Annotated in this window: 16 protein-coding genes; 6 read left to right on the top strand and 10 right to left on the bottom strand. The window is 30.5% G+C overall.

All coding sequences use genetic code 11. The annotated features are described in order from the left end of the window. Positions 1-35: 35 nt before the first annotated feature. Both CLAU_RS19140 and CLAU_RS19135 read right to left on the bottom strand, forming a co-directional pair. Positions 36-719: a Yip1 family protein gene (locus CLAU_RS19140; protein WP_013238462.1), complete on the bottom strand. Its 684-nt coding sequence runs from the start codon at positions 717-719 to the stop codon at positions 36-38. 406 nt (positions 720-1,125) lie between these two features. Further along, positions 1,126-1,758: a GntR family transcriptional regulator gene (locus CLAU_RS19135; protein ID WP_013238461.1), complete on the bottom strand. Its 633-nt coding sequence runs from the start codon at positions 1,756-1,758 to the stop codon at positions 1,126-1,128. Between the two features lie 528 nt (positions 1,759-2,286). Here CLAU_RS19135 and dapB point away from each other — a divergent pair. After that, complete coding sequence (gene dapB, locus CLAU_RS19130) at positions 2,287-3,114, top strand: 4-hydroxy-tetrahydrodipicolinate reductase (RefSeq protein ID WP_029169931.1); 828 nt, start codon at positions 2,287-2,289, stop codon at positions 3,112-3,114. Positions 3,115-3,235: 121 nt separating this feature from the next. Here dapB and CLAU_RS19125 read toward each other — a convergent pair whose 3' ends face one another. Together CLAU_RS19125 and CLAU_RS19120 are read right to left on the bottom strand one after the other, a co-directional pair. After that, the gene (locus CLAU_RS19125) at positions 3,236-4,756 is read right to left on the bottom strand and encodes a methyl-accepting chemotaxis protein (RefSeq protein WP_013238459.1); all 1,521 of its coding nucleotides are present in this window, start codon (positions 4,754-4,756) and stop codon (positions 3,236-3,238) included. 233 nt (positions 4,757-4,989) lie between these two features. Continuing rightward, positions 4,990-7,233, bottom strand: coding sequence for a cell wall-binding repeat-containing protein (locus CLAU_RS19120; protein WP_013238458.1), 2,244 nt, complete (start codon positions 7,231-7,233; stop codon positions 4,990-4,992). Between the two features lie 247 nt (positions 7,234-7,480). Here CLAU_RS19120 and CLAU_RS19115 point away from each other — a divergent pair, with 247 nt between their 5' ends. Next, positions 7,481-8,632, top strand: a complete 1,152-nt coding sequence (locus CLAU_RS19115; RefSeq protein ID WP_013238457.1) for an SH3 domain-containing protein — start codon at positions 7,481-7,483, stop codon at positions 8,630-8,632. A 208-nt stretch (positions 8,633-8,840) separates the two neighbouring features. Here CLAU_RS19115 and CLAU_RS19110 read toward each other — a convergent pair whose 3' ends face one another. Beyond that, positions 8,841-9,203 (bottom strand): winged helix-turn-helix transcriptional regulator, encoded by a 363-nt coding sequence (locus tag CLAU_RS19110; RefSeq protein WP_013238456.1) that lies wholly within the window; start codon positions 9,201-9,203, stop codon positions 8,841-8,843. A gap of 136 nt (positions 9,204-9,339) precedes the next feature. On the opposite strand from CLAU_RS19110, the gene CLAU_RS19105 reads away from it, so the two are divergent. Next, positions 9,340-9,870 carry a nitroreductase family protein gene (locus CLAU_RS19105; RefSeq protein ID WP_013238455.1) on the top strand — a complete coding sequence of 177 codons (531 nt, stop codon included), beginning with the start codon at positions 9,340-9,342 and terminating at the stop codon, positions 9,868-9,870. A gap of 162 nt (positions 9,871-10,032) precedes the next feature. On the opposite strand, the gene CLAU_RS19100 is transcribed toward CLAU_RS19105, so the two are convergent. Beyond that, positions 10,033-10,638: a TraR/DksA C4-type zinc finger protein gene (locus CLAU_RS19100; protein ID WP_013238454.1), complete on the bottom strand. Its 606-nt coding sequence runs from the start codon at positions 10,636-10,638 to the stop codon at positions 10,033-10,035. Positions 10,639-10,771: 133 nt separating this feature from the next. Beyond that, positions 10,772-11,806, bottom strand: a complete 1,035-nt coding sequence (locus CLAU_RS19095; RefSeq protein WP_013238453.1) for a DUF362 domain-containing protein — start codon at positions 11,804-11,806, stop codon at positions 10,772-10,774. A gap of 174 nt (positions 11,807-11,980) precedes the next feature. On the opposite strand from CLAU_RS19095, the gene CLAU_RS19090 reads away from it, so the two are divergent. Then, positions 11,981-12,820, top strand: coding sequence for a MerR family transcriptional regulator (locus tag CLAU_RS19090; RefSeq protein WP_013238452.1), 840 nt, complete (start codon positions 11,981-11,983; stop codon positions 12,818-12,820). Positions 12,821-12,855: 35 nt separating this feature from the next. On the opposite strand, the gene CLAU_RS19085 is transcribed toward CLAU_RS19090, so the two are convergent. The 3 genes from CLAU_RS19085 to CLAU_RS19075 form a co-directional block, all read right to left on the bottom strand. Then, the gene (locus CLAU_RS19085; RefSeq protein ID WP_013238451.1) at positions 12,856-15,159 is read right to left on the bottom strand and encodes a sensor domain-containing diguanylate cyclase; all 2,304 of its coding nucleotides are present in this window, start codon (positions 15,157-15,159) and stop codon (positions 12,856-12,858) included. Positions 15,160-15,406: 247 nt separating this feature from the next. Then, a complete protein-coding gene (locus tag CLAU_RS19080; RefSeq protein WP_023163440.1) occupies positions 15,407-16,426 on the bottom strand; it encodes a molybdopterin-binding protein in 1,020 nt (339 codons plus the stop codon). 17 nt (positions 16,427-16,443) lie between these two features. Beyond that, positions 16,444-17,523 (bottom strand): XdhC family protein, encoded by a 1,080-nt coding sequence (locus CLAU_RS19075; protein WP_013238449.1) that lies wholly within the window; start codon positions 17,521-17,523, stop codon positions 16,444-16,446. 619 nt (positions 17,524-18,142) lie between these two features. On the opposite strand from CLAU_RS19075, the gene CLAU_RS19070 reads away from it, so the two are divergent. Both CLAU_RS19070 and CLAU_RS19065 read left to right on the top strand, forming a co-directional pair. After that, positions 18,143-18,520 carry a BMC domain-containing protein gene (locus CLAU_RS19070; protein ID WP_013238448.1) on the top strand — a complete coding sequence of 126 codons (378 nt, stop codon included), beginning with the start codon at positions 18,143-18,145 and terminating at the stop codon, positions 18,518-18,520. A 10-nt stretch (positions 18,521-18,530) separates the two neighbouring features. After that, complete coding sequence (locus tag CLAU_RS19065; protein WP_013238447.1) at positions 18,531-19,016, top strand: EutP/PduV family microcompartment system protein; 486 nt, start codon at positions 18,531-18,533, stop codon at positions 19,014-19,016. Positions 19,017-19,433: the final 417 nt, after the last annotated feature.

The raw sequence follows: 19,433 nt of genomic DNA, 5'->3' as shown, positions 1-19,433 counted from the left end.
AGCTCACAAAGTACTATTCAATTTCAACAATGTTTTTAAATTAAAACTTTAAAAACATATACTGCAGCAGCGTAAATCACAAAAACTATAATTGCTGCTTTTTTTGTCTTCATTTTAAACACAATAGAAGTACCAATTGTTGATATCACTGCACTCCATATATAGAAAAAATCTATACATGAGAACAACTTATAAATTGTACTTTTCATATCTGTTGATGAACTTAAAACCAATGTAAGGCTAGTTGAAATGTTTTTTATATTTTGTGGCTCTGTAAAAAGCATTATTATTGCAGTTAAGATTCCACCTATTAAAACTGGAACATAAGCTAATATGTTTATACAATATAAATTTTTAAAATTTCCTGTTTCTTTTGAAATAGAAGCTATAAGTTTAATAACAGCACTAATTATTAATGCAAATAATGCCGGCGTAATTAATGCACTAATTACCGTAAAAATTATAGCTCCAGTTTTTATAATTGGAATTGCAGCTTGAGAAAAGTTTGGCACTTGCTGAGCTTGTAAAACAGCAAAACTTGTAAGTTTGGGTATTTCTATTATATAAATAATTAACTGGATTAATGTTACAGGTATTAAATATCTCCATATTTTAGGATTTTTATTGACTCTTTCCATTGTTTCTCTTGGCGAAACTATAGCACCAATAATATTTTTTAAAATTCCATCTTTTCTTTCTTCTGAATTTTCTTCTGACATTTAACTTCCCCTCCTACTTTTAAATAATTTTCTTTTACGTTTTACTTGCCAAAATATATCTATACTGTATATATACATTATATACAGTATAAACATAAAAATCAATGTATTCATTTAAACAGTAAGCATTATTTCTAGCCATTTTTACCTCACATATATCATTTAATGACATATCATTAAATAGACTATATCATTAAATGATATGAGTGTCAACAGGTATAATAATAGCTTTAACCTATTATTTTTTTGTGTATATATAAAAATCAACTTTCCTATTAAAAAAAGTCAGATTACATTATCTGACTTTTTCATTCTAATATTTTGATTAATTTATTTTTATTTAACTGATTTAAACTTTCTTTTTTCTTTCCTCAAAAGCCTTAAAAACTAAATTTTTTTAATATTACTAATTATTATCTCCATAAAGAAATTTTTTGATTTTATGGTACACATCTTCTTCGCCTATTGCTAAAAAAATATCTTCCTCTTTAAATACAGCATAAGGTCCTGGAGAAAGTATTAAATTTCCTTCTCTACGTATACCTATTATAGTAGCATTTGTATTTTGCCAGAACTTACTCTCACATATAGTTTTCCCTACAATGCTGAGTCCCTTATATATTTTAAATTCAAAAGGCATGAATGGATTAATGTTTACAAATCTATTTGAGTAATCTAGGAGTTCATTTATTCTTTCTCCAATTTTTTTTTCAATTTCATTTCTCTCATTTAATAAGCCCAAAATTTGATTTTTAGATTTATTCATGGAACCTATGTCCTTAAATTTATTTATAAATTTCAAACAATTATCCACGGATTTAACAATAATCCCACTGCCCTTTATCACTTCTACAATATCCACTTCATTTAAAAGCATAATAGCTCTTCTTACAGTTTCAGGAGAAACATTATAATGACTTGAAAGAGATGATCTTCCATGAAGTTTATCCCCTATGGAAAAATCACCGTCTAATATTCTATTAGCTATATCAATTGCTATCTTCTGGTATACAGGTTTTGTAACATTTTGCGATGACATTTTAAATTTTACTTTAAGTTATTCTGATAACTTGAAGTAAAGCCTCCTTCCAATAAAATCCTTATAAACAGAGTTCTTGGTTTCAGATGGAGTTTTTTCTCCATCTAAAACTTAGAAATCGTTATCCAAGCGCGTAGCATTGCTTATCCCCCCACTTTGATAGAAAAGAAGATATCTCAAATCTTCGATTTGATGATAGTCGCTTTCGCAGAGTGCGATGGGGGGTTAGAAATGGTAGCGATTGGATAAATCAATATTAAGTATAAATTATTATTTATACTATGTAAATAATAATTTAACAATTTGTTGGAATTACTAATTAAAATTTCATATAAGCCCTTGATCTATATTAAAATAGAATTAATTGAATTTATGTATAAATTATAAATATACATTAACTATTAATGACAAGTAGCAACTTATATGATAGAATTAAGTTGTCACTAATTTTAAAATAGGGATAAATAACAAAAAATGATGTCAATACTTGAAATTTTTCTTGTAAGCGTCAAAAAGGAGGTAATTGATTTGATCAAAGTAGGTCTAATAGGTTTAGGTAAGACAGGAAAATATATTGCAGAAGGTATTTTACAACAAGATAACATGGAAATGGTAGCTGCAATCTGCAGCCCTAATAGTAAAAAAAAGGGAATGAATTTAGGAGAGTTACTTGGTAATTTTAAAACAAAAGTAAAAATAACTACTTCTGATGAACTCCAAGCTACTATTTTTAAAACCAAACCAGATGTTGTGGTAGACTTCTCAAATCCACAAGCAACCATAAAAAATGCCGTCATACTATCAAAAATGAAAGTAAATATGGTAATAGGCACAACAGGTTTCTCCAAAGAAGATATTGACAAGCTTCAAACTATATCCTATAAGTTTAAAAACGGCATAGTTTACGCCCCAAACATCACTTTAGGAGTAAACGTAATAATGCTGCTAAGCAATATTGCAGCTACTATATTAAATAATTATGATTTTCAAATTATAGAAATGCACTATAAAAACAAAAAAGACTCCCCTTCAGGGACTGCATTAAAACTATCAGATGAAATAGAACATGGTCTTCAAATATCTGGTGTACAAAATAAACCTATTCCTATAAGCTCTGTACGTGCTGGAGGGGTAGTAGGAAAACATAAAGTTCTTATAATTGGTGATGAGGATAGAATAGAAATAAGCCATGAATCTTTTTCAAAAAAAGCTTTTTCACTAGGAGCTCTTAATGCAGTAAACTACATTTATAAAAAATCTGGATACTACGAAATGAAAGACGTATTAAATCTAAAAAAAATACTTCATGAATACATTGACAATCTAGACAATGAAGTACTTAGTTCTCAAATTTAAAAATTAAACCATTTTACTGAGTCATATCTTTAATCCTAATTTATGACCACCCTTAAAATGGGTGGCCCGTTAAAAATCTCTATTTAAAAGATTATTTAATTTTAAATTATTCACAAGCATCTCATGCACAACAATTTCTCAAATTAACTATATCGTCCATAGAAATACTTGCCTGTACAATTCCCTTTTTATCTCTACGTGAAATTCCAGCAAACTTATAGTATTTACCATCCAAATCTCTTTTCACAAAATCTTGTACCACTACTAAGTCCCTATTAGACAATATTTTTCTAAACTGAAATGTCTGAGATGAAGGATTATCCTCAAATCTAAATCCCATGGTTTCAGAATCATTTGTCATTACAATCACTCCATCCCCGTCTGTTATATAAAAACTAGATATGTTAGTTTTACCAACATATTCGCAAAGTTTTTCAATAGTAAAATTATCTTTGCATATTTTTTCTGCAATATCGTTGCAGTACTCTATAAGTTTAGATTCTATTATTTTTTCAAATTCTTTTGTAAAATCAGTGAGTTTTTCCATAGAAAAATGCATTTTTTGAGAACACTCTATATTCTCATCCTCCAAAGCAGATTGATTTTCTGTCTCAACCACAATTACAGAAACATCCCTTTTAAAATCAGCAAAGAAAGCTGCTAAATTTTGGTTAAAAGCCGCAACATACTGTGTGTGTTCAGTTTGTTCTACAATTTTTTGTGAAAGAAAGGCTAAATTATTATTTATATTATGAATTTCACTGCTAAACTCACTAAAATAATTTTTAATAGATTTTATAGAGTCTTTTCCTTGTGAGCTTTTCTCTATCAAGTCTTCAATAGACTTTACAGTATCAACAGTATGTCCCTTTATTTCATCTACTTGTGATTTTATATTTTTAGAATAGACTGCACTTTCATCAGCCAATTTTCCTATTTCTAAAGCTACAATTGCAAATCCTTTTCCATTTTCGCCAGCTCTTGCAGCTTCAATAGAAGCATTTAATGACAATAGGTTTATATTTGCAGTTAATTTATTTATCAATTCTGCCATATTCTCAATTTTATCTGTTATATTAGAGAGATTACTTATATTATTTGACAGAAGCTCCATACTGGAATTCATATTCTCAAGAATAGTTACAGATTTCTCTACGGATTCACTGCTGCGTGTAATATATTCATCTGCTTTTTTGCCACTGCCTGTAACACTATCTGAAAATTTGCGCATTTCTACTTCTGAATTTGCCATATTCGCAGATAAATTTGAACATTCAGATATTTTATCACATATAGCATTTGCATTTTTATTAAATTCATTTATATATCCTTTAATTTTTAAAAGTCCCTTTTTAGACATACTGCAGGAATTTGATATATATTCCAAATCATCGCCCATAGTTATAGATGAATTCAAAGTTTTATATATCCATACTAACATATCTTTACATAGCCTATCAATTTTATTCGATATGGAATCTTTTCTTTGAAAATTATATGTAAAGTTACCGGACAGTATTTTATCAAGTACATCATCATAGTATTTGACAATTTTATTATATTTTATTTTCTCATATAAAAATAGATTAAAAAATAGATCGGCAAATAAGATCATTAAAATAAAAAAAACAATTTTCCCCATAATCAATCCTCCTATAATTACAGATTTAATATAACTAAGCGAATATTTTTGCCTTAATTTTAAAAATATATATTAAAATTTATCATTATAATAATAAGTATATTATAACAATTTCTACAATTAAATCAACTATTTATACATTTATATAATATTAACTATTGCAATTTCTTTATTAAGACAACACAATTTGAAGATTAATATGAGGAAAGTCGTTTTAAAATAAGATATTTTCCTTATTTAGAATATTTACTAATCCAGCTTACTATATCATCTATAACATACTTTGGTACATTCCCCTTTCCATACTCCTCAGGAGTCATCTTTCCTTCCCCTTCTATAAAAAAGTGATTTAACTTATCATAAGAATTATACTCAACATTTTGTTTATCCTTCAATATATTCTTCCACTTTTCTAAATTAGAAGCAGCTACTTGATAATCCCTCTTTCCTTGAAGAATAAGAAGGGGATTTTTTATGTCTACTGCATCCTGTGCTTGAGTTGAATTTTTAACACTCAACCAATAATAAGGATATGCATGAAAGATTATAGTATTTTCAGATATATTTTTAGGAAAATCTTTATTGTTTTTTACTAAGTCATATAAGTTTTGTATATACTTTAGATTATCTTCATCCATATATCCTATTGAATTCAAATATTTACTTTGCTCTAAAAGAGTGTCTAAAAAATCTACCGGTCCTGCCATCATTATTCCACCAGCTGCACCGCTATTGCCACAATCTTTTAATATAGTTGGTGTAAGCATTGCCCCCTGACTGTGTCCTAAAACAAAGACCTTGCTGGAATCAATTTCTTTAGTTTTCTTTAATAACTTCACTGCATCTACTGCATCATTTACTGTTTCCTTATTCAAATCAAGTTTTGTATCTATTGCAGTTAAGGATGGATATTCATTTGACCTCTTATTATAGCGAAGCACTGCAATTCCCTTTGAAGCAAGTCCTGCAGATATATCCTTAAATACCTTCGTGTCCCCATAGGTCTCGTCCATATCATTAGCGCCGCTTCCGTGGACAAGCACTACTGCCGGGAATGGTCCCTTCCCTTTAGGTATGCTCAATACTCCTGGAAGTTTATACTTTTCATCTCCTATAGCCACATTTTTTTCAGTAAAATTATCTATATTTACATAAGTTGGAAGTTTGTAATTACTTTCCACTGGGGCAGCTTCAGATGTGAAATCATATACTTTTCCATCATTGTCATATTTTATTTTTATATCTAAATTTGTAGGAAGCCCTTCTACTTTATAGGTTAATGTAACCATATTGCCAAGAGGCAGCTTTTCCTGCTTTATATCTAGAGGTTTTGTATCCATTCCTTTAAAGCTCATACTGGAAAAAGAACTTTTCATTATGCTTTCTCCATATCCTGATTTTAAATCAGTGCTTAATCCTTCCATAGCCTCATCTATTTTTTTATTTAGTAAACATGTCATAAAATCCTCAGCTTTAGATTTTAAGCTCAGGGGATTCAAAATATCCTCTACATTTTTAGAAATCATATTTTCTCCTCCAAGTATTACAATCTTATTCACCTTTTGATTCTGTACATAAGATTTAAGCTCCTCTACATTACCTTCATCAGTTATTACTATAGGTGCCTTAAATTTAGCTGAAAGAGCAATACCAGAAAGTGCATCTGGAAAGTTTTTTCCACTTGCAACTACTAAGTTTTTCAAATCCTTATTGAAATATTTGCATATATTTATAGAAGTTTCATATCTATCTTTACCTTCTATTCTCACTACATTTTGTGATACTTCTTTCAATTTACTCTCTATATTGCTGCTTACAGAGCTGATTCCTCCTATCACATACATATTAGAAGGTTTTATTTCCTTAATTTTTTCTTCTATCTCATTTGGCAGGTTTCCAGAAGGAGTTATAAAAACAGGATATCCTTTATAGGAAGCTATGCTTGCTATACTTAAAGCATCGGGAAAATTGTCACCATTTGCTACAATTACTGGAGTTCCTTCCTTTACATCTGCTTTGCTTACTGCTTTTACATTGGTTTCATATCTGTCTTTTCCACCTAATCTTATTATTTTATTAAATCCTTTTTCTTTAAAATACCTTTCAAATTCACTATTTACAGAAGCTTCCCCTCCTAAAATATATATAGTTCCTTCTTTTTTTAAATGATTTTCAATATAACCTAATGTTTTATCACTACTTTTTATATTTTTACCTACAAGCATTATAGGAGAATTTCCTAATTCCTGTAGACATCCAGCTGAAAGTGCATCTGCAAATTGTTCTCCACTTGCAACTATTACACTGTCCAATTGTCCTTGCTGAAAATAGTTAGCTATATTGCTACAAGTCTCATATCTGTCACTACCATATAATCTTTGTACACTAAAGTTGTCGTCTGCATAAGCAGGATAAGATAAAAAAGTACAAGTTGCTAAAGCTAGCACAACACTCAATTTAGTATTTCTATTTAGCATAATGCTCCCCCTCTTTTATATACTATATTTGTTATAATTCTTATATTTGTTATATATGTATTATAACAAATACAGATTAAAAAAACAACGGGTATAGTGTCTGGGCTTTGGTATATTACACCTTAAATACATTTTGGTATTAGATCATTCCAACTTTTGATGATTGATAACATAGGATTGTATTATTATAATTTAATTAGGTTCTAATATTGAACGTTTTCAAAATATTCTTGAAAGGATGGAAAAAATGAAAAAAAGCTTAGCTAAAATTTTGGTTCCATTGATTGCATTTACCTCAGTAATGAGTGTGCCTTTTTACAAAGTAAGTGCAGCTGCACAAACTCCAATATCAAGAACTCAAGTTGAGCAAAGGGCAGCAAGTCTAATGGATTTAACTTGGACATACTCTGCAAATAAAAATAGCAATATATCTTCTCAATATGCATCAAGTGTTACACTCCCAAGCCAGTTTAAAGGTATAACAACAGCTACTTTTAAAGGTATACCTTATGATTGGGGCGGTATTGACGGAATTAATACCAATTCCTACAACGCTCCGTGGACAAGCTTCCTTGATGCAGTTAACAAAGGTGCCTTCACAGGAAACGTAAATACAGATGGTGGACTAGGATATATACCTGGAACTGCAGGAATAGATTGCTCTGGTTTTGTACAAGCTTCTTTTAATATTGCAGACTACAAACAATCAACAAGCACCTTATTAAACAACTATTTTAAAAAAATTGATTTAAACAGTCTACAACACATGGATATCCTAGACAAGCCAGGTGATCATGTAGTTATCTTTGATAAATGGGGAACTTTAAATGGAGTACAAGGTGCTTTTACCTATGAATCAACACCTGATCAAACTTATGGTGGAATACAGGGTACTAAAAGATATTTTATAAGCATGAACACAATTAACCAAGGATATATACCTGCTCGTTATATAAATATAGTTGAAGATACAACACCATCCACTCCTAAATTTAAAGTTGGAGGATATGCACAGGTTGCCAATGTAACAAGTTACGCAAATTTAAGAGCAAATCCATCAACAGATGATACTATTTTAACCAATGTTCCAAAAGGTACTATTTTAAACTTAATGAATTACTCAAATGGATGGTATCAAGTTACCTACAACGGACAGACAGGATGGATCTGGGGAAACACCCTTGGTACAGTACCAGCAAATCAGTACGTAACTATTAGTGGTGTATACCAGTTAAATATAAGAGCAACTTCATCGTCTACAGCACAAATAGTTGGGGTGCTCTCTCAAGGACAATATGCACAGAAAATTGGTCAAACTTCAGATGGCAGCTGGTACAAGATCCGTATAAATGGAATTGAAGGATGGTCTTCTTCAAAATATTTAACCTATATTCAATAATAAACAGAGTTCTTGGCATCAGATGGAGTTTTGACTCCACCTATGCTTAGAAATCGTTATCCAGGGACGTAGCTGCTCTTTACTCCCGCTTGGAAAAGTGGGAGTATTAGAGTAGGTAGTCATCGGACAAAAAAGATTGCACAAGTTTTACTTTATGTAACTTGATTGCAATCTTTTTCGTTCATAGAAAAATTTTCTGTGTGGCAAATTATTTCTCTATCTGATTACTTCCCCAAGTAGATAATTCATAAAGTAAAGGTAATAAACTTTTCCCCCTGTCAGTCAATGAATATTCTACTCTTAAAGGCATCTCATTATATTGTTTTCTAGTAATTAAGCCATCATCTTCCAGTTCATGTAAAGAATTTGACAACATGGTATTTGTTATCCCTGATATTGCATGTTTTAATTCATTAAAACGCACTACTTCCATTTTTATCAACTGCACTAATATGCGCAATTTCCACTTCCCACCTATAATATCCAGAGTATATTTCACAGGACATTCTTTTGTATTGTACGATTCCTTAATTAATTTTAAGTACTGTTTTAATTCCTGCTCTGTAGCCATATAAAATCCTCCATAGTATAAAAAAGAATACCTAGTCATAAAATTCTTAGTACTTGTTTGCTTAGCTAATAGTAAGTATAATAATTATACCAGGTTTACTAACCTGAGTAAATATCATATAAAGGAGATTTTAACCATGGAAATGATGAAAGCAATAGCAGTGCGTAAATCTACTCGTAATTACAAAAGCGAGCAAATTAGTGATGATTCCTTAAATATTGTACTTAATGCAGGTTGTGCTGCACCTGTAGGAATGGGTGCTTATGATTCAGTTCATTTAACAGTAATTCAAAATTCTAGCTTACTAGATAAAATTACAAAAGCAACGGCAAATGCATTTGGCAGCCCAAATATGAAACCTTTTTATGGTGCTCCTACTTTAATTGTTGTTTCTGGTAAAGCAAATGATAAAGCACCTCACGTTGAAATAGCTAATGCTGCTTGTGTTATCGAAAATATGGCTCTTGCTGCTACTGATATTGGTTTAGGTAGTGTGTATTTATGGGCATTTTTGGCTTCATTTTCGAAAGAGAAAGAATTATTAAAAGAACTTAATTTACCAGAAGGCTTTGTACCCGTTTCTGGCATTGCATTAGGCTATCCCACAGAGCCACTGACCAAAGAAAAAGAATTAAAACAAACTATAAAAATCAATACTATAAAATAATACTTCAAATAAACAAAGTTCTAAGCATCAGGTAGAGTCAAAACTCCATCTGATGCCAAGAACCCTATTTATCTTAACCTCTATATTTTACTTACATAGATAAATTAGGTATAGTCCATACCTATAACTTGAAAATGCCCAAAGTTTAAACTGTTGATTTTCTTAAGGTAATTGATTTTTATACTCTTGGTTACTTATTCTCTCTATAGGATCAACATATGTTTCATCCTCATCCACATATTCTTCAACTATATTTTTTCTTCTATTAAATTTGTTAACTGATTGGTAACTGTCTTCCATATCAAATCCAACCTGATCATCATCCCCACGGTATCCTCTATTCCAAGTGTCCTTAAGAACATCCTCTTCTGGAGGTCTGTTATTCATTTCATCAGGTTTTGAATTATCCATACTTTGCTGGCAGTCAATACAGCGCTCTGCATATGGAAGAAATTCTAATCTATTTATATCTATTTCCTTACCACAGACTTCACATATGCCATAAGTACCTTCTTCTATTTTTTTTAGAGCATTGTCTACTTTTTCTATAACAATTTGTTCGTTTTTTTGAAAAGCCAGCCCTCTTTCCTTATCAAATATGTTGCTAGCGTTGTCTGCTGGGTGGTTATCATAAAAAGACAATTCCCTAGATAGTTCTGCATTGGATTTTATAGTTTCATTCTTTTCCATTTGTTCCAACAAATCAGAAGCTGCATCTCTTTCTGATTTCAATTTATCTTTAAACCTTTGTAATAACTTCTCATCCATAATTATTTACACCTCTCAATTATATTTCAGCATACATATATTTTAACTAAAAAAACGCCATTTATTCCATTACACCTATTTAGCTTTTTAATGCTTTTATAAATGCCAAATATATAATTTTTATGGATATCAATTAATCTATTTCAACAAGTTCATATTCTTTACTACCTAAACCTATTTTTTCCCCATAATCAAGAGTATATCTTCCCCTTTTAAATACAACTCTGCCACTATTTTTATCAAGAATATCAAGACAAGCCTTATCAATAGCTACAGGATCTGTTGAAGCAAAAACTCCAATATCCTTTGCTATTGGTTTCATATCATGCCCTTCGCAGTCACAATTTTTAGTTATATTAAAAGCAAAGGTTATGTAAATATGATTCTTACCTTTTGCTGCAGCATAAGCATATTCTGCAAGCCTTTCATTAAAAGATTTGGTCATAGATCCAAGCCAGCTGTGATAAATAGCTCCCTGTGGGCATATTGCCATACAAGAAGCACAACCAACACATTTGTCTTTATTGATCCTTGCCTTTCTGTTTACGATTATGGCATTTTGAGGACACTTTTTTGCACAAGCGCTACATCCCTTACATTTAAAGAAATTAATTTTAGGTACAGAATTTGCATGTTGGGCAAGTTTTCCTCCTCTTGATGCACATCCCATTCCAAGTTGTTTTATAGCACCTCCAAAACCAGCAAGTATATGACCTTTAAAGTGACTTAGGACAATAAGCTGTTTTTTGTTTGCGACTTCTTTTCCTACCTTACATTTGCTAAAATTCTTTTTATTAATTTCAACCTCCTCAAAATCTTCTCCGTGTTCACCATCAGCTATTATTATAGGGAGCTCAGTAAACCCATGATCTTTTGCAAGTTTCAAATGCTTTTCCCTTGTAGTTCTTTCACCTCTATAGAGAACATTCGTCTCTATAAATGCACTATCTATGTTATTTTCCTTTAAATAATTTATTATACCAGTAAAATTTTTCGATTGTATGAAAGTATTATTACCCTTTTCTCCAAAATGAACCTTAAGAGGTATGAATTTTTCAAGACTTATATGCTCCTCTTCCACTACTTTTTTTAAGAGTTTACCAGCAGCATCACTTATCTCTTCCGTTTTAGAGTATGAATTAATAGCCTTAAAATAAACTTTTTTCATAGAATAAACCTCCAGCAATAAATTAAATTTTTTATTCTACTAGAAATTATAGCATAACTTACCCAGTAAATGCCATAATTCAATTTTTGACTCTATAACTATTGACTTTGACATTATGGTAAAGTTTAAAATATAATTAATCACTTCGAAGGAAATAAATATTAGGAGGTTTTTATGTACACTATAGGACAATTTTCGAAAATTGGAAATGTTTCAACCAAAATGCTCAGACATTATGACAAAATTGGATTGATAAAACCAACTTTTGTTAATCCAGAAAATCAGTATAGATATTATGAAAAGCATCAAGTACAAGACATTCTAAAAATAAATAGACTTAAAAAATATAAATTTTCATTGGATGAAATAAAACAAATTATTAAGGATAAAAGTAACAGTACTTTAGAAAAATTCTTATCAAAGCAGATAAGTTTATTCGAAACTGAAATACAACAAAGCAACAATATTTTACTTCATCTTAAACATTCAATGGATCAATTACAGAAAGGTGAGGATATAATGAATTCTAAAAGAAGTTTCCATATTTTAATTGATACTTTAAAAGATACAACAGTTTTAAGCATAAGAGACACAATTTCAATGGACAATATAGGCAACTTAATAGGTAAAGTTTTTGAAAATATTTACAAAAGTGGTCTTTCACCCTTGGGAAACATAAGAACTATTTACTACGACCAGGATTTTGATCAAAATTCTGACAGTGACTTTGATCACAATAATGCAGATATAGAAGTTTGCATTCCAGTAAACAGACAGCTAAAAACAGATACTGTATCAACTAAAGTTTTAAAAGGCGGTCTATATGTACACACAACTTTTATAGGTCCTTATAGTGAAATCGGTGAAGCTTATGCTGAACTCCTTGACTGGATAAATAAAAATTCCTATAAAATAGCTGGACCTCCTCATGATGAATACATCAAAGGCCCTGATTCTAAATGCAGTCACAATGAATTTGTAACAGAAGTGTATTTCCCAATAAATAAAAAATAATACCTAAAAATATGATGTATAACTTAAATTATACATCATATTTTTCTTCTATCCTTCATTTTCTTCTTTTTTTCATACATTCTTTTGTCAGCTATTTTTAAAAGTTCATTAACATCATCTGAATCGTCTTTAAACTGAGAAAGCCCATAAGCAAAACTAATCTCTTTCTTGTCTCCATTTAAATTAAAAGGATAATCTTTAAATATCTTTGAAACCCTACTTATAATATTAATAACGCTATTCTTATCCTTATTTACAAATACTACTGCGAACTCATCTCCGCCAATTCTCGCAAAAATATCCTCTTCGCAAATTTCTTTTTTTAATATATTTGCAAATTTCACCAGAACTTCATCACCTACAATGTGACCATAGGTATCATTAATAACTTTAAGATTATTTAGGTCTATTATACATATAACAAAAATACTGCCTGAAAGTCTTGCTTTATTCAAAGTTTCATCCAACAACTTATTAAAATAGCTCCTGTTATACACTTTAGTTAAGCTATCGTATCTAGACATATATAAAATATTTTCTAACAATTGAGCATTTTTAAAAGCTATGGCAATATCATAGGACAAATACTTCAGCAGCTTTTTATCATCCTCATTGAAACTTTCTTTCTCATCTGTATTAAATATATCAATAAATCCCTTAACACATCCATCAATACATATACCACAAGTTAAAAGCTGATAAGGATCTTTTATAAATAATTTTTTCCATGAGTTATATTTATCTTTTTCATTAAACAGATTTTTTTCTAGGTTACTTATTACTATAGGATTACGTAATTCTTTAATATTCATATCGTGAACTTTATATTGGTACAAATTCTTCAATTTATATCCTATTTCTTTTATTTTATCAGGAAAATATCCTTTCGTAGCCTTATAAACTAATTCATCATCTTTCATAAATAAAATGCTTCCCATAGTGCCACTTGGAATTACGTCTAATGCCTTACAAAGTATCATTTCAAATAAACTATCAATTTCACAGGAAGACAACATGTGGCTGTTTATTTCCATAATAGCTTTTGTAGCATTATTCATCTGCTCCACTTTATATTTTTGTTTTTCTAACACATTATTAGCCTCCTGTAATTCCTTTGTGACTTGATTTACAAGATTAGTAAACACTTTAATTACACCAACGTCTTTTCCCTCAAAAAAGCTTTTTGAAGAGTTTTCATTTTCACTATTAGGCGTAGGTTCATTTTTATAAAAAGTTTGGTTGCCTTCAGATATTCCCAGTATTGTCATTGTTGTATTTAAAAGTTCATTTGAACGGTTAAAAGTAAAAAATTCACCATAAGTAAAAAATCCAAAAGTTGGGGCAATACTATTTACAGCAGATGTTTCAATGCCAATTTTATTTTGCATAAAATTTCTTCTCACTGAGCAAGAATAAATAAAAATTGCTTCAATATTTTTATTTTTTAACCTATGCGTCATTTCTAAGGCTTGAGATGTTATCATATTTACATTTCCATAACCAAACTGAACCTTATCATTAACTTTAACATCTCCAAGAAAACTCAAAGATCCATCATTATGGCATCCAAAAGCCACTCTTGCTACGTAGGTACCATTTCTCTTAATTATTAATGGAAATTCAGTTGCAGACATAGGCAAATCTTTGGCCACTTCATCTCCAAGATATTTTCTGTAAACATCAATTGCCTTAATATTATCTATTGTAAAAATTCTATTATTTAATGCTTTAGTAATAGTCATTAATTTTCCAATAGGTGACCACGAAAAACTACGTTCTGTTGTAACATTTAAACTTTTTCCAGTAAGTGAAGCTGCAGCCACACCATTTTCTGTAATGCCTTCCTTTGTAAATACAAAGGTTTTCTTTAAATATCCATTGTCACCAGCTTTGCCACCACAAACAATAAGCTTATTATTTGCTGATTCTATACCTTTAATAATCTCATACCCATTTGTGATCAATCCGTCACAAAATAATATAATGACTTTTGTATCATCTTCACTTAATTCTTTAACAATATTTACTCCTATCTTATACTCATTCTTATCACTTAAAAGCTTTGCTTTAATTCTTACTTTTTCAAAAATAGAAAACGATATTATTGTAGTTTTACTAAGCACGTTTCCTTCATATATTTCTCCAGCAGTTGTTGCACCTATAATTTCTGCTCTAGGCAACATGGATGTTATTTTATCTGTGAGGTCCTTAATAAATTTCATTTCTACTACTGCTGTAAAAATCTGAATCAAAATATTATCACTATTATTGATATTATTGCCGTAAATAAAATGCTGCATTTTTTCAAAATTCTCATATTTTAATTGATATTGTTTCACAGCACTACCCTCCTTATGGAAAAGGGCCAACTAACTTATTATCGCCTACTTTAAATCCATATAAAATATATACTATATATTTTTATTATACTAAATAATATATATAAATTATATATTCTCTTTAAAATATTTCTACATAATATTTTTCCATACAGCACTTACTGTGATATTATTTCCATTATATAATAATTTAACTTAACTTTCGCACATACGAAAGCTGAGTAATTTAATTTACTGTCTATAACATCTATTTTCCAAATCCACAATTAGGGAATGAACAAACATCACATGAAAGGCATAAGCCACCATGTCCGAGGCTTGCAAGGTCTTCTAGAGTTATCTTATCATCTGCCATAACTCTTGGAAGAACTAGATCAAAAATGGTACGTTTAGCATACATTACACAACCTGGCAATCCTAAAATTGGAATTGTGTTTTTATAATATGCTAGCAAGAACATTGCACCAGGAAGCACAGGAGCACCATAAGAAACAATTTTTGCACCTGTATCTTTTATTGCACTTGGTGTTGTATCATCAGGATCAACACTCATTCCACCTGTGCATATTATTAATTCTGCTCCCTCATTAATAAAGTCCTTGATAGCTTGAGTAATTTCATTTGGGTTATCATTTAAAATCTTTTGTCCTAAAACCTCCGTATCATATTCCGCAAGTTTTTCTCTGATAACTGGGCCAAAGGTATCCTTTATTCTTCCATAAAAGACTTCACTGCCTGTAGTTACAATACCTACTTTTTTATTTTTAAATGGCATAATTTTTATAAGTGGCTTATCCCCTGCAACTTCAACAGCCTTATCCATTTTCTCTTGTTCAATTACAAGAGGGATAATACGTGTACCCGCTAATTTATCCCCTTTTTTCACAGGAAAATTATTATGACGGGTAGCAATCATCATTTCTCCAAGTGAATTGACTTTACAAAGCCTTTCAATGTCAACTTTAAGTACACCATCTTCTTCAGCAATTAACTCAATTTTTCCTTCCTTAATTTCAGAAGGACACATATAGTCATTTTTACAAATATTATAAAGAATTTTTGCTGCTTCATTTTCGTGAAGCATGCCTTCTCGTTTTTCCCATATATAGAGGTTCTCTTTTCCTATTGATAATAGAACATGAATATCTTCTTCAGTAACAATATGTCCCTTTTTAAATGCAACACCCTTTTTTACTCCTTTAATAATTTGTGTAATATCATGACAAAGTACATGACCTACAGCTTCTTTAGTTTTAATCTTTTTCATTGTAATTCAACTCCTCTCTAAATTACCTCTATTAATACCTCCATAGTTCCCCCACAAACCATTCCTTCAGATTCAGCAACATCTCCGGTCATATCTACATGCTCTATGAAAGAACTCCTTTCTCCTGCAGTTTTCCTCATCATTTCTCTTGCCTTTTGCAGCACAGAGGATTCACTGCATCCTCCACCTATAGTTCCAATGCTCATACCATCAGGATAAGTGATCATTTTGGCTCCTGCTTTTCTAGGAACTGATCCTTTAGAGGAGAGTATAGTTATACATGCTTTAGGTTTTGGTGATTTTTCAGATGCATTTTTTAGTACTTCTTTGTCAAATTCAGGAATAGCAAAATTTTTACCAAATTTGCTCATAGTTTCTTTATTTTTAAAATTTATAAGCTGTGCTATTATAGAAATAGCTATTTCATCTGGAGTAATAGCGTTTATATCTATGCCAATTGGAGCATTAACTAATTCCAACTTTTCTTTAGGGAATCCCTCTTCCAATAGCTCCTTTTTCATAGCAGTTACTCTACGCCTTGAGCCTATCATTCCAACGTAACTAAGATCATACTTTAAGACTTTACGTAAAACAACTCCATCATATCTATGACCTCTTGTTACAATAACTATATAATCAGATTTTTCCAAATTAATTAAATCGAAGGATTTCTCGAAGCTTTCACAAATGACTTTTTCTGCTTCAGGAAATCTTGGTTTATTTGCAAAGAAAGGCCTATCATCTATAACTGTAACAGAAAATCCCACTCTTGATGCAAATTCTGTCACGGGCTTTGCTATGTGTCCACCACCAAAAACAACTAGACGTGGTTTGGGAACAAATGGTTCAATTAAAACATTCTTATTTTCCCCTATCTCAACCATTTCAAGTTTGCCACTTTCTAAAGAACTGCATATTTTTTCATAAATATTATCATCAACTGGAAAGGATTTTTTTTCTATATCTTCTTTAGTTAGAATAACTTTCTTTATAATAGAACCTTCTTCTGTACTAAGTAAATCAATATAAGTTAATGTTACACATTGATGTCCCTTGTCTACTTCATTTACTAATTGTTTATATATGTCTTCAAACATTTTTTCACCTTCTATCTAAAAAAATTTTTAATAGCAAAATACGTTTACATCCCTTTGTAACTACATCTGCAATTCCCAATTTCAATTATATTCATACTGAGAATTACAGATGTCTTAATAATGGTGAAATATTTAATGTTATTGTTTATTACAAGCAATATGTATGCCACTGCCCAAAGTATCCAAATTAGGTAGTTTTTTTATGTCACTTATTATATTGTGTTCATTTTTAGATCAAAATAGTCAAAAAATAGTGTTCGTTTTTTGACTATTGATCGTTTTTTGAACGTACTTTAATTTTTTATATTTCTATAAATTTATCAAATATTTAACTTTCACAGTTTAAAAACATTGGGAAGAAAAGCTTCACAAGTTAAGAATTAATAATGAAAAGTTAATAGTGAAGATTGATTTTTAACTATCGCAAAAATCCACATTAACTATTAATTCTTCATTATTAACTATTAATTAAAATATACTTTCTCCCGCTGTAATGCATATGCCATGTATAGCCTAAAAATGCCTGGTTGACAATTGTACATCAATGCTTTATTATTAAAATGTTATATCAAAATAGGTCGAATTTAGTAGCAAAATACGTCGAAAAGGAGGTTATTACATGGATTTACAAAATATGATAGAGCATGAAGGTAAAATGAGAATTATACAAGAAACTGTTCCAGGTAAACAAATTACTCTTGCACATATAATTGCTGGTCCTGACAATATTATATATAAAAAGTTGGGGCTAAATCCTAATATTGATTATGGAAAAGCCGCTATTGGAATCATGACTATGACTCCTAGTGAAACTGCAATTATTGCGGCAGATATAGCTACTAAAACTGGCAACCTAGATTTAGGATTTGTAGACAGATTTAGTGGCACCTTAATTATAACAGGCGGAATTTCTGAAGTTGAGTCTGCTGTAAAATCAATTATTGACTATTGTAAGGAATTTCTTGGCTTTACAACATGTGAAATGACAAGAACGTAGGTGATCATACATGAAAAAATTAATTTTGTTTGGCAGAAGCGAATGCGGAAAAACTACTTTAACCCAAACTTTAAGAGGGCAAGAAATCTCTTACCACAAAACCCAATATATTAATAATTTTGATGTAATTATTGACACCCCAGGGGAATATGCAGAAAATAGATCGTTAGCAAGTGCTCTTGCTATATATTCTTATGAAGCAGATGTAGTAGGTCTGTTGCTTAGTGCTATAGAACCTTATTCCATATATCCCCCTAATATTAGACCTCTTGTAAACCGTGAAGTTATAGGTATAGTAACGCAAATAGACCGACCTAATGCTAATCCAGATCGAGCAGAGGAATGGTTAAAACTTGCTGGATGTAAAACAATTTTCCGCATAAGTTCTTATACAAAAAAAGGAGTATGGAAAATTTTAGATTATCTTCGGGAAGATGGAGACGTTTTACCCTGGGATAATGAGGATGATTTTATAGCTCAATTTACAGCTCAATAAAAAGTCATTTTCATAAATTTAAATGAACTCCCTTTCTATTTAATACATACACACACAAACATATTTTTGTTTTTTAAGTTCCTGAAGCTAAGATTTAGGGTTAAAAATGGACGGCTATTATTTTTAGCCGTCCATTTAATAAGGCATTTAAAAGAAAATAACAAGTCAAAGATGCGACGAATATTTTTTATCCGATGACTACCCACTCTAATGCTTACACTTTTCCAAGTGTGAGCAAAGAGTGGCTACGCCCCTGGATAACAATTTCTAAGCATCAGATGAAGTTTAAAACCTCATCTGATGCCAAGAACTTTGTTTATCAGACAAGGAGGCAGGTTCCGCAAATAGTGAATCCTATCTAAGGTTTCTACCGACGCAGTATGATAAAAAATAGGCTAGCATACTGACTAATTATTT

Origin of the sequence: Clostridium autoethanogenum DSM 10061 (assembly GCF_001484725.1) — a bacterium.
GTDB lineage: Bacteria > Bacillota > Clostridia > Clostridiales > Clostridiaceae > Clostridium_B > Clostridium_B ljungdahlii.
Note: the sequence above shows the minus strand (reverse complement) of the source record. Positions and strands in the feature narration are given on the sequence as shown.